The organism is Gemmatimonadota bacterium, assembly GCA_041390125.1.
Classification (GTDB): domain Bacteria; phylum Gemmatimonadota; class Gemmatimonadetes; order Longimicrobiales; family Gaopeijiaceae; genus JAGQIF01.
In genome coordinates this window covers 1-12098 of sequence record JAWKQN010000016.1, presented here as the reverse complement: position 1 = coordinate 12098, position 12098 = coordinate 1, and the positions used below count along the sequence as shown (strand labels likewise).

Here is a 12098-nt window from a genome sequence, read left to right as displayed (position 1 = left end):
GGCCCGGACCGTCCACGGTAGAGGAGCGCATGACAGAGACGTCCCGGTTGGAAGACGCGGAGCGGGTGGAGCAGGAGGCCGAGCGGCTGCTGGCGGCCGCCGCCCGTCTGCGTGCCGAGGTGGCACAGCGGATCGTCGGGCAGGAGGCCGCGCTCGAGGAGATCCTGCTCACGATCCTGTCCGGGGGGCACGCGCTCCTGGAAGGCGTGCCCGGCCTGGCGAAGACCCTGCTCGTCCGCACGGTGGCGGAGGCACTCGAGCTCCAGTTCCGGCGCGTGCAGTTCACGCCCGATCTGATGCCCGGCGACATCACCGGCACCGAGGTCATCGAGGAGGACCGCAGCAGCGGGCGACGTGAGGCGCGCTTCCTCCAGGGCCCTGTGTTCACGCAGGTGCTGCTGGCCGACGAGATCAATCGCGCACCGCCCAAGACCCAGTCCGCGTTGCTGGAGGCCATGCAGGAGGGCACGGTCACCGTGGCCGGCGAGGATCTGCGGCTGCCCACGCCGTTCTTCGTGCTCGCCACCCAGAACCCGATCGAGCAGGAGGGCACCTATCCGCTGCCGGAGGCCCAGCTCGACCGCTTCATGCTGAAGATCCGGGTCGACTACCCGGAGCGGGACCAGGAGGCCGAGATCCTGCGCGCCACCACCGGTCTGAAGGCGCCGTCGGTGACCCCGGTCCTGGACGCCGAAGGGATCCTCGGCCTGCAGCGCCTGGTGCGCTCGGTGCCCGTGTCGGATGCGGTCATCGGGTACGCCACCGACCTGGTGCGCGCCACGCGCCCCGGCCGCAACGGCGGGAGCCCCACCGTCTCGGGAGCGCTGCGCTGGGGGGCAGGTCCGCGCGCCGGGCAGGCGTTGATCCTCGGCGCCAAGGCCCACGCGCTCCTGCGCGGACGGCTGCACGTATCGCCGGACGACGTGCGGCGGATCGCGGCGCCGGTGCTCCGTCACCGCATCCTGCTCACGTTCCAGTCGGAGGCCGAGGGCACGTCGACCGACGACGTCGTCACGCGGCTCCTGGATGCGGTGCCGCCGCCGACGAGCGGCGTCCGCTGAAGTCGATGACCGCGACGGCACGCTCCGCGGATCTGCTTCCACCGGGCCTCCTCGCGGGCCTGGGTGGCCTGGAGATCGTGGCGCGGCAGGTGGTGGCCGGCTTCATCTCCGGCCTGCACCGGTCCCCGTTCCTGGGTGCGGGCGAGGAGTTCACGCGGCATCGTTCCTATCAGCAGGGCGACGACGTCCGCCACATCGACTGGCGCCTCTTCGCGCGCACGGATCGCCTGTACGTGAAGGAGTTCCGGGAGGACTCCAACCTGCAGGCGTTCCTGCTGCTCGATACGTCCTCCTCGATGGGCTTCGGCTCCGAGCCGAGCAAGCTGCGCTACGCCTCCTACCTGGCGGCCGCGCTCGCGCACGTCATGCTCCGCGCGGGCGACGCAGTGGGGCTGGCGACCACGGGGCCCCACGGCGTGCGGCTGGCCCTGCCCTCCCGCAACCGCAGCGGTCACCTGCACGAGGTGTTGCTCGCGCTCGAACGCCTGCGGGCGGAGGGCACCGGCTCGCTGGCCGACGCGCTCGACGGCGTGGGCCAGGCGCTGCGCCGCCAGGGACGCGTGCTCATCCTGTCCGACTTCCTGGACGACACGGGCCTGCTGGACGCGGTGGGTCGATTGCGGGCCCGGGGCGACGAGGTCATCGGCTTCCGCGTGGCCACGCCGGTCGAGCTCGGTCTGCAGCCGCTCGGGCCGGCGCGCTTCTTCGACCCGGAGCGGCCCGGTGCCGAGATCGCCGCCGCACCCGGGGACGATCCGCAGTTCCGGACGCGCGTGGCAGCGTGGTACGACGGACTCGCCGCCGGCTTCCACGAACGGGGCGCGGAGCTGGTGCCGCTCACGACCGACGCGCCGATCGGGCACGCGCTCCGCTCCTGGCTGGCGCTGCGATGATCGCGTTCGGAGCGCCGGGAGCGCTCGTGGCGGGCGCGATGCTCGCCGGGTTCGTGTTCGTCTTGCACCTCCTGGCGCCGCGACCGCCGGACCGCGCTCCCCTCCCCACTGCGCGTTTTCTGCGCGAGGACGCGCGCAGCACGCTGCGCTTCCGGCGCCGTCCCACGGATCCGGGCGTGCTCGCGCTGCGCATGCTGCTGGCCCTGCTGCTGGGCGCGCTGTTCTCCGCCCCACGGTGGCGGCCCGACCGGGAGGACGGCAGCACGCGTGTGGTGTTGCTCGACCGGGGTGCCGGCATGGCGGGTGTGTGGGCCGAAGCACGGGCGGCCGCCGCCCGTGAGGCCGGGGTGGAGGGCACCTGGATCGTCCCGTTCGCGTCGGTCCCCGGGACGGCCGTGCCGGCGGCCGACACCAGCGCCGTGGCCGAGCAGGGCACAACGGGCGAGGAGTCCTCCTACCTGGTGGCGCTGCGCGCCCTGCGCGGCGCCCTCCCGCACACGACGACCCGCGACGTCGAGGCCGTGCTGATCACCCGTCCGCGCTGGAGCGCCTGGGATGCGCAGCTCGGGCTGCTCCGCGCGGAGGCCTGGCCGGGACCGCTGCGGGTGGTGGCGGTCGGGGAGGGGGCGGCGGGCGGAGAAGACCCGTCCGGGCGGACGCCGGGAGCCGATGCGCACCGTACCGGTCCTGCCGGCGCCCCCGGCGACCCGTCCGCGTCGACGCGCGGCGCCGGGATGCCCGCTGGTGCTCGGGTGGACCCCGGCGCTCCCGCCCCGCTCCGGGCCGCCCTGGAGGTCCTGGGCTACCGCGTGGCAGAGTCCGCCCCCGAGGGGGACGCGCCCACGCTCCACTTCGTCTCGGTGGCGGCGGCGCTCCAGCCGGCGCTGGACCGGGCCCGACGCCTGGGCGACACCGTGCTGGTGGTGGCGCCGGCCGCGGACGCCCTTCCTCCGCCCCTGAACGCGCTGTGGGACGCCGAGGGCTGGGCCACGACCGCGGCCGCGGCCGCACCGTCCGGGCTGCGGGTCGGGAATCGCAGGCTCCCCCTCCACGACGCCAGGCTCGAGCCGGGGCGCGCCGCGGCGCCGGCGGAGGGGAGGCTCCTTCCCGTGGTGCGCGTGGACGGCGGACCCGTGGCCGCGGCGCTCCCGTGGGGCGCCGGCTGCGTCGTGCGCTACGGCGCGCCCTGGGAGGCCGGTCGGGAGGACCCCTCCTATCCGGCGCTGATCCGGACGCTGGTGGACGGGTGCCGGTCGGCGGACGACGCCACCGGCGCCGACGCGGCCCTGGACGAGGCCGCGCGCGCGCTTCTCGCCGGCGGCGCGCCCGCTCCGGTGGCGGCCGCGGCGCTCGGCCCGGGCCCGGGACGCCCGCTCGAGGGCTGGCTCCTGGCCGCGGCCCTTTTGGTGGCCGTGGCGGAGACGGTGCGGGTCACGCGGCTCGAGCGCGGACGGCGATCATGACCCCGTCCCGGATCGGTGGAGACGCGGTCCACGCGCTCCTGCGCGCCGTGCAACGGCGCTGGCGGGGCCGGGCGTGGCTGCAGGGCGCGCTGGCGGCGCTGGCGCTCGCGGCCGCGGCGGCGCTGCTGCTGCTGGGGCTGGACGCGTTGGTGGGGCTGGAGACGGGTGCGCGGGCGGTGCTGCGGTGGCTCCCGGCGCTGCTGGCCGGGGTCGCGCTCGCGCTCGGCGCGCGGACCGCCCGGCGACTCGGGGACACGCGCCGCGCGGCCCTCCTGGTGGAGGAGCGCGACCCGGCCCTCGAGCACCTGCTGACCACCGCCCTGGAAGGCGACCTGAGCGGGCCCACCGGGGCGGCGTTCCGGCGCCGGGCCGAGGTGCGGGCCCGCGCCGTCTCCCCGGCGCGCGTGGTCCCGGTCGACAGCGGACGCCCGGCCGGCTGGGCCGCCACGGGCCTGGTGGCGCTGGGCCTGGCGCTCGCCCTCCACCCGGTGGGCCTGGAGGGGCTTCGCGCGCGCTGGGTGCACCTGGAGGATGGCCGGGCGGCCGGGGCGGGTCCCGGCGCCGCCGGGGCTGGAGCCGTCGCCGATCCCACGGCTCCGCCGCCGGCCTTCACCGGGCTCGCCCTCGAGGTGACGCCGCCCGCCTACACGGGCCTGCCCGTCCGGCGCAGTGACGCCTCCGGGGTCGTCCCGGTCCTGCCGGGCTCCGTGCTCACCCTCCGGGTGGAGCGCGGGGGTGGGGTGGTCGAGGCCGACCGCGTGGGCGTGGGGCCCCTCCGGCTCGAGTCGGGCGCCGGTGCGGCCGTGGCGCGCTGGACGGTGGGTCCGGCGGACCGCGGCGTGGACCTCCGCCTCCGCCCCGCACCGGACGGCGACGTCGTGGACCGGCGCGTGATCGCGCTGTCCGTCCTGGAGGATCGCCCTCCGGAGGTGACCCTGGAGCGACCGGCGGCCGACCTGGTGCTGGCGCAGGCGTCCGGCACGGTCCGGATCGCGGCGCGCGCCACCGACGACTACGGCACCGGTCCGTGGGAGCTGCACTGGGTGCGCTCGAGCGGAAGCGGGGAGTCCTTCTCGTTCGAGGAGGGCACCTGGGCGTGGGACGCGGTCGAGCGCCGGGGGGACACGCTCGTCGGGGTGCTGGACCTCGATGTCGCCGGCACCGGCCTGGGCCCGGGGGACGTGCTGCACGTGCGCGCGGAGGCGCGCGACCGCAACGACGTGACCGGGCCCGCGCTCGGCGTCTCCGCCACGCGTCTGATCCGCGTCGCGGACGAGGACGGCCTCGCGGAGGTGACCACCCTGATCGGCTTCCCGATCGAGCGCGAGCGCGATCCGGTGCTGTCGCAACGGATGATCATCCTGCTCACCGAGGAGCTCATCGCCGCGCGCGACACGCTGACGGACGAGCGCTTCGCCGCGCAGGCCGCGCAGATCGCGGACGAGCAGGATCGTCTGCGCGAGCGGGTGGAGGAGGTGATGTTCGTGCGCGAGGCCGCGCCCGACGAGCACGCCGACGACGAGCCCGAGCCCGCCGACCCCACCCGGCCGCCCCCCGCCCTGGAGCCGCCCGGCCACGACCACGACGGCAGCCCGATCGTGGAGGTCAACAACGACCTGGTGTCGGCCTTCAACGCCATGTGGGACGCCAGCCGCCTTCTGCGGCAGGCGGAGGCCGAGCCCTCCCTCCCCCCACAGCACGTGGCGCTCGACCATCTGCAGGCGCTGCGCGAAGCCGACCGTGTGTACGCGCGCGGACGCGTGACGCGACCCCCGCTCGACCTGGCGGCCGCGCGCGGCACCGGCGAGGTGGACGAGGCCCGACCGGCGGCGCGCGTTCGGGGCGACGCCGCGCCGGACGCCGCCCACTGGCGTGGGGACGTGGAGGCCGCGCTGTCGGCGCTCGGGGACGACGCCGATGCAGCGCTCGCACTCCGGTTGCGCGATCTGGCCGCGGCCCTGCTGGGCGCTCCGGACGGATCGGTGGAGGCGGCCAGCGCGGTGGCGCGGGCGGCCGACCGCGTGGACGCGGCGGAGCCGGAGGACGCGCGTAGGCTGCTGGCACAGGCGCGCCGGGCCCTGACGCCCGCGCGCTCCGCAGGGACAGGCGCTCCGCTGCCCGTGGCCACGGACGCCGCGGGCGCCGCCTGGCTGGCGCGCCGGGCCGCGGCGCCGGACACCGCGGACGCACGCCCGGCCCGGGGCGCACCAGTGACGCCGCCCTTCGTGTTCGCGACCGCGCGCTACGGCTCGGGCGATTGGGACTCCGCGCCGCTGGTGCCGTCCAACCTCGCCCACTCGCTCGCGCAGTACACGTCGCTGCCGGTGGACGGCGAGGGCGTGATCGTGGATCTCTCGAGCCCGGAGCTGCTGCGCTATCCGTTCGTGTTCCTCACCGGACACCTGCCGCTCCGCCTGGACGAGGCCGAGAGCGAGAACCTGAAGCGCTATGTGGAGCGCGGCGGCTTCCTCTTCATCGACGACCACAACCACGACATCGACGGCGCCTTCCACCGGTCCGTGCTGTCGGAGCTGGCCCGCATCTTCGGCGCGGACGCGCTCCAACCGCTGCCGTCCGACCACGCGCTCTACTCCACGTTCTTCCCGTTCGAGGACGGCCCGCCCATCACCGGCCACGAGCTGTCGGGCTGGGGAGACGGCCTCATCCACCGCGAGCTGTTCGCCATCGAGCAGGGTGGGCGCATCGGCGTGCTCTACTCGAACAAGGACTACGCCTCGGAGTGGAACTACCACGCCGAGAACAAGCGCTTCCTGGCGCTCGACAACACCCGCTTCGGCGTCAACGTCCTGCTCTACGCGTTGACCCGATGAGCGTCCCCGCCCTCCTGCGGGGGGTCCTGCTGGGTGGCCTGGCGGTGCTGGGCCTGCTGCTGCTGCGCGAGCCCGGTGCCGGCGTTCCCCGCACGCTGCTGTTGGAGCGGCCGGAGGCCGCACGCGTCGCGGGCGCGCTGCTGGCCCCAGCTCCACCCACACGCATCCGCTGGAGCGGCGCGACTGCACCCGACGCCGCCGCGCTGGCGCTGCTGGCACCCGGTCCCGCGGTGCCGCCGCTGACCCTGCCCGTGGGCCCGCCCCGCACGGTGTCGCTGGTCGCCCCCGACCGGCCGCGGGCGGGACGTGCGGCCGCGCTGGCCGCCACGGTGCACGGCGCGCCCGGGGAGACGGTGTGGCTCCACTTCACGGAGGGCCCGGGCGCGGTCGACTCGGTGGACGTCCCCATCGGTCCGGAGGGCGTCGGTCGGGTGGGCCTGCAGGTCCGCCCCGCCCGGGAGGGCTGGCAGGGCTGGTCCGCGTGGAGCGGGCGGGACACCGCTGCGGTCGGGGCGTGGGTGGGACCGGCCAGACCCGTGCGCGTGCTGGCCCGCACGGGCGAGCCCGGCTGGGAGTCGCGCTTCGCGCTGCGCGCGCTGGACGAGGCCGGGGCGGAGGTGGACGCCCGGGTGGAGTTGGGTCGTGTGGACATCCCCGCCGATGGGCCGCAGGAGCTCGCCGCCTACGACGTGGTGCTGCTGCTCGGGGACGTCCGCCCCGACGCGGCCCTCATCGAGTCCCTTCGCAGCTTCGTGGCCTCGGGCGGGGGCGTGCTCCTCGCGCCCGGGCTCGACGGGCGGCGCCCCTCCCCCGGCCTGACCGCGCTGCTGACCGGGTGGGGCCTGGGGGACTCGCTGGGTGTGGGCATCCCCCTCCCGGTGGGGGCGGCGCCGGGCTGGGCGCTTCCGGCCGAGCTGAGCCCGCTCCCGGCGGCGCCCGTCCGGTCGGGTCTGGTGACGCTGGCCGGGGACGTCTCCGCGTCGGTGGCCGCCACCGACAGCGCCGGCCGGCCGGTCGCGGCGGTGGCGCAGGTCGGACGCGGCCGGGTGGGCTTCCTGGGCCTGCCCGAGACCTGGCGCTGGCGCATGGAGGGCGGAGCGGTCGAGGCCCACCGCGCGTGGTGGCGCGGCTGGGTGGAGTGGGCCGCAGGCGGCCTGCCGACCCCCCTGCGGCTGGTGGGCCCCGACGGCCCGGTGCTGCCGGGCACACCGGTGCGCATCGAGGTGCGCCCGCTGGAGGCGGGCGCACGCCTGCCCGCCACGCTGGAGGTCGAAGCCCCGGACGGGCGGGTCGTCCAGGTGCCGGTGATCGCGGGGGTGGGCGGGGCGGGGGCAGAGCCGTACGATGTCCAGCCCGGTGTGGCCCGCTTCCTGGCCGCGGTGCCCGGTCTGTGGCGGGTGGACGGGCCCGGTGGGCCGATCGGTGTGGCCGTGGTGGAGACCCCTGGAGCCGCCGACCCGGCGGACGTGGCGCTCACGGCCATCGCCTCCGGGCGCGCGGACGCCCCGGGCATTCCCGTGGCCCCGGGGAACGCGAGCGGCCCTGCGCCCGTATCCGAGGTCCCGTGGCGTCCCGCGGAGCAGCCCCGGTTGCCGCTCGCGGCAGGTGCGCTGCTCGCGCTGGTGGTGGCGGTGGAGTGGACGATGAGACGGCGGGCCGGCGGGCCCTGACGGCCGGCCGATGCGCCGCCCGAGGAGACGACACGATGGACCGACGTGGATTCGTGGTGCGGAGCGCAGCCGCTGCGGCCGGGCTGTCCCTCCATCCTTCCCTGCTCGACGCGGCGCTGCGGCCCCGCACTGTGGGGGACCCGTTCGCACGCGCCATCGCCTTCCGCGCGCTGGACGCGGCCCGCTCGGCCGGTGCTTCGTACGCGGACGTGCGCGTGGGCACCGTCCGCAACCGCTTCATCGCCACCCGCGAACGGCGTGTGACGGGCATCGACGACGGCGAGACCCGGGGCTTCGGGGTGCGGGTGCTCGTGGACGGCACGTGGGGGTTCGCGGCCAGCGCCACGCTCGCGCAGGACGAGGCGGCCCGCGTCGCGGACGTGGCCGTGCGCCAAGCCCGCGCCAATCGGGCCGCACAACGCCGTCCCGTGGAGCTCGCGCCCACGCCGGTCCACGCCGAGAAGGAGTGGCGCTCGCCCATCGCGATCGACCCGTTCGACGTGGCGATCGAGGACCAGGTGGCGCTGCTGCTGGAGGCCAACGCGGCGGCGCTCACGGTGAAGGGCGCCGGCTTCGCCAGCTCGTCCATGGCCTTCGTGAAGGAGGAGAAGTTCTACGCCAACTCCGAAGGCACCATCACCGATCAGACCGTGCATCGCTGCTGGCCGCTGATGTCGGTGACCGCCGTGGCGGACGATCGCTCCGATTTCCAGGAGCGCGGCTGGACGGTGCTCCCGCGCGGGCTCGGCTACGAGTACGTGCATGAGAGCGACCTGGTCGGCAACGCGCCGCGCTGGGCCGAGGAGGCCGTGCAGAAGCTGTCCGCCCGGCCGGTGCAGCCGGGCCGCTACGACCTGATCCTGCTGCCGTCCCACCTGGCGCTGACCATCCACGAATCGATCGCGCACCCGACCGAGCTGGACCGCATCTTCGGGTTCGAGGCCAACTACGCGGGGACGTCCTTCATCGACGCGCCCGAGCGCTTCCTGGGGTCGTTCCGCTACGGCCCCGAGCTCATGAACATCCAGGGCGAGCGCTCCACCCACGGCGGTCTGGCCACGGTGGGCTACGACGACGATGGCGTGGAGCCGGACGAGTTCCTGATCGTCAAGGACGGCGTGCTGAACGATCTGCAGACCACGCGCGAGCAGGCGCCCTGGCTCTCCGACTGGTACGGCGCCCAGGGCGTGCCCGTCCGCTCGCACGGCAACTCCTACGCGCAGAGCTGGGCGGACGTGCAGTTCCAGCGCATGCCCAACGTGAACCTGCTGCCCAATCCGGAGCGGGACGTGTCCCTGGAGGAGCTGATCGGCGACGTCGAACGCGGGATCATGATCGACGGACGCGGGTCCTATTCGATCGATCAGCAGCGCTACAATGCCCAGTTCGGCGGCCAGGTGTTCCACGAGATCCGCGACGGCCGCGTGGTGGGCATGCTGAAGGACGTCGTGTACCAGATGCGCACGCCCGAGTTCTGGAACGCCATGGACGGCATCGGCGGGCGCTCCACCTGGGAGCTGGGTGGGACCTTCAACGACGGAAAGGGCCAACCCTCCCAGTCCAACGCGGTATCGCACGGGTGCCCCGTCACCCGGCACCGGCAGATCAACGTCATCAACACCGGACGCAACGCCTGACGGCCTCCGGGCCCGAGCGCAGCGCGCCCATCCTCACGGAGACCCCATGAAGCGAAGAGACTTCGTCCGGACCGGAACCGCGACCATGCTGGGCGTGGGCATCCTGGGCGATGCCCGGATCCTCAACGCCGCCGCGCGCGACGCCTACCAGGCCGCCGACCGGCGCGCCCTGGCCATGCGCGCGCTCGACGAGGCGCGCTCCGCGGGCGCCGGCTACGCCGACGTGCGCATCAGCGCCAACCGCACGCAGGGCATCTTCACCCGCGAGGACCGGGTGCAGGGCCTGGTGGACAACGACACCTACGGCTTCGGCGTGCGCGTCCTGGTGGACGGGACCTGGGGCTTCGCCGCCAGCATGATGGTCACCCCGGACGAGATGGCCCGCGTCGCGCGGGAGGCCGTGGCGCAGGCGCGTGCCAACCGGGTGGCCCAGCGCCGGCCGGTGGAGCTCGCCCCCGCCGAGGTGCACGCGGACGTGTCGTGGCAGAGCCCGATCGAGATCGATCCGTTCGACATCTCCATCGAGGACAAGGCGGAGCTGCTGCTCGCGGCCAACGCGGCGGCGCTCAAGGTGCAGGGCGCGCGCTTCGCGAACTCGTCCCTGTTCTTCCTGCGCGAGGACAAGTTCTTCGCCTCCAGCCTGGGCACGGTCACGGACCAGCGCATCTATCGCGCCGGCCCCAACATGACCATCACGGCCGTGGCGCCCGACCAGTCCGACTTCCAGTCGCGCCAGGCCAACGAGATGGCCCCCATCGCGCTGGGCTGGGAGTACGTGCTGCGGCAGGACATGGTGGGCAACGCGCCGCGCTGGGCCGAGGAGGCCGTGGAGAAGCTGTCCGCCAAGCCGGTGCAGCCGGGTCGGTACGACCTGATCCTCATGCCCGACCACCTCTGGCTCACGATCCACGAGTCGATCGCCCACCCGACCGAGCTCGACCGCATCATGGGCTTCGAAGCCAACTATGCCGGGACGTCCTTCATCAGCTCGCCGGCCGAATACCTGGGCACGTTCCAGTACGGGCCCGAGTTCATGAACATCCAGGGCGAGCGCTCCACCCCCGGTGGCCTCTCCACCGTGGGCTACGACGACGAGGGCGTGCAGCCGGACGACTACCTGATCGTCAAGGACGGCGTGCTCAACGATCTGCAGACCACGCGCGAGCAGGCCCCCATGCTGGCGGATTGGTACCGCTCCCAGGGCCGGCCCGTGCGCTCGCACGGCAACTCGTACGCGCAGAGCTGGGCGGACGTGCAGTTCCAGCGCATGCCGAACGTGAACCTGCTGCCTCACCCCGATCGCGACGTCACGCTTGAGGAGCTGGTGGCGGACGTGGACAACGGGATCCTGATCTCCGGGGACGGCTCGTTCTCCATCGACCAGCAGCGCTACAACGCGCAGTTCGGAGGCCAGACGTTCCGCGAGATCCGCAACGGGCAGATCGGCGGGATGCTCAAGGACGTGGCCTACCAGATCCGCACGCCGGAGTTCTGGAACTCCATGGACCTGATCGGCGGTCCCAGCACCTACTTCATGGGCGGCGCCTTCGGCGACGGCAAAGGCCAGCCCGCCCAGTCCAATTCGGTGTCGCACGGCTGTCCCATCACGCGCCACCGGCAAGTCAACGTCATCAACACCGGCCGGAGGGCCTGATCGATGCCTGAGAACGGAATCCTCACCCGGGACGAAGCCCAGCGGATCTGCGAGCGGGCCCTGTCCTTCTCCAAGGCGGACCAGGCGCTGGTGAACCTCCAGCATGGCGTGGAAGGCAACACGCGCTTCGCCGTCAACCAGATGAGCACGTCCGGCGACACCCTGAACGGGACGCTGACCATCACGAGCGCGTTCGGACAGAAGACGGCGGCGGCCACCACCAATCGCTACGACGACGAGTCCCTGCAGCGCGTGGTGGAGACCAGCGAGCGCCTCGCCCGTCTGGTGCCCGACGACCGGGAGTACATGGGCGAGCTCGGTGCCCAGCAGTACCCCGAGTCCAACGGGTTCTTCGAGTCCACGGCGGAGCTGGCGCCCGAAGCGCGCGCGCGCGCCATCGCGGCGGTGACCGAGCCGGCCGCGCGCGCCGGCCTGGTGTCCACCGGCTTCCTGATCCATTCGGCCGACTGCTCCGCGGTGGCCACCTCCAAGGGGCTGTTCGCCTACACGCGCAGCACGCGCGTGAACTTCACCACCACGGTGCGCACGGCGGACGGCACCGGCTCCGGCTGGGCCGGCACGGGCGTGCACGACTGGGACGACCTCGACACCGCGGCGCTGGGCGCTCGCGCCATCGAGAAGGCCGAGATGTCGCGCGACGCGCGCGCGGTCGAGCCGGGCCGGTGGACGGTCATCCTGGAGCCCACGGCGGTGGGCAACCTCGTGGGCCTCATGCTCAACTCGCTGAACGCACGCTCGGCGGACGAGGGCCGCTCGTTCTTCAGCAAGGCGGGCGGAGGCAACAAGATCGGGGAGCAGTTCATCGACTCGCGTGTGACCATCCACTCCGATCCGGGGGATCCGCGCCTCTTCTCCGCGCCGTTCAATG

8 protein-coding genes are annotated in these 12098 nt (G+C 74.3%); all 8 read left to right on the top strand.

Features of this window, described 5'->3' with window-relative positions; genetic code table 11:
* Positions 1–29 precede the first annotated feature (29 nt).
* A complete protein-coding gene (locus tag R3E98_17015; GenBank protein ID MEZ4425100.1) occupies positions 30–1061 on the top strand; it encodes a MoxR family ATPase in 1032 nt (343 codons plus the stop codon).
* A gap of 5 nt (positions 1062–1066) precedes the next feature.
* On the top strand, positions 1067–1954 hold the full coding sequence (locus R3E98_17010; GenBank protein MEZ4425099.1) for a DUF58 domain-containing protein: 888 nt from the start codon (positions 1067–1069) through the stop codon (positions 1952–1954).
* Positions 1951–3417, top strand: a complete 1467-nt coding sequence (locus tag R3E98_17005) for a BatA domain-containing protein (GenBank protein ID MEZ4425098.1) — start codon at positions 1951–1953, stop codon at positions 3415–3417. The genes R3E98_17010 and R3E98_17005 overlap by 4 nt, the downstream gene beginning before the upstream one ends.
* Positions 3414–6248 carry a DUF4159 domain-containing protein gene (locus tag R3E98_17000; protein ID MEZ4425097.1) on the top strand — a complete coding sequence of 945 codons (2835 nt, stop codon included), beginning with the start codon at positions 3414–3416 and terminating at the stop codon, positions 6246–6248. Before R3E98_17005 ends, R3E98_17000 begins: the two co-directional genes overlap by 4 nt.
* Positions 6245–7918 (top strand): hypothetical protein, encoded by a 1674-nt coding sequence (locus tag R3E98_16995; GenBank protein ID MEZ4425096.1) that lies wholly within the window; start codon positions 6245–6247, stop codon positions 7916–7918. The genes R3E98_17000 and R3E98_16995 overlap by 4 nt, the downstream gene beginning before the upstream one ends.
* 35 nt (positions 7919–7953) lie before the next feature.
* Positions 7954–9555 carry a TldD/PmbA family protein gene (locus tag R3E98_16990; GenBank protein MEZ4425095.1) on the top strand — a complete coding sequence of 534 codons (1602 nt, stop codon included), beginning with the start codon at positions 7954–7956 and terminating at the stop codon, positions 9553–9555.
* Positions 9556–9601: 46 nt separating this feature from the next.
* On the top strand, positions 9602–11209 hold the full coding sequence (locus R3E98_16985; GenBank protein ID MEZ4425094.1) for a TldD/PmbA family protein: 1608 nt from the start codon (positions 9602–9604) through the stop codon (positions 11207–11209).
* 3 nt (positions 11210–11212) lie between these two features.
* Positions 11213–12098, top strand: an 886-nt coding sequence (locus R3E98_16980; protein ID MEZ4425093.1) for a metallopeptidase TldD-related protein, incomplete at its 3' end; no start/stop codon positions are given.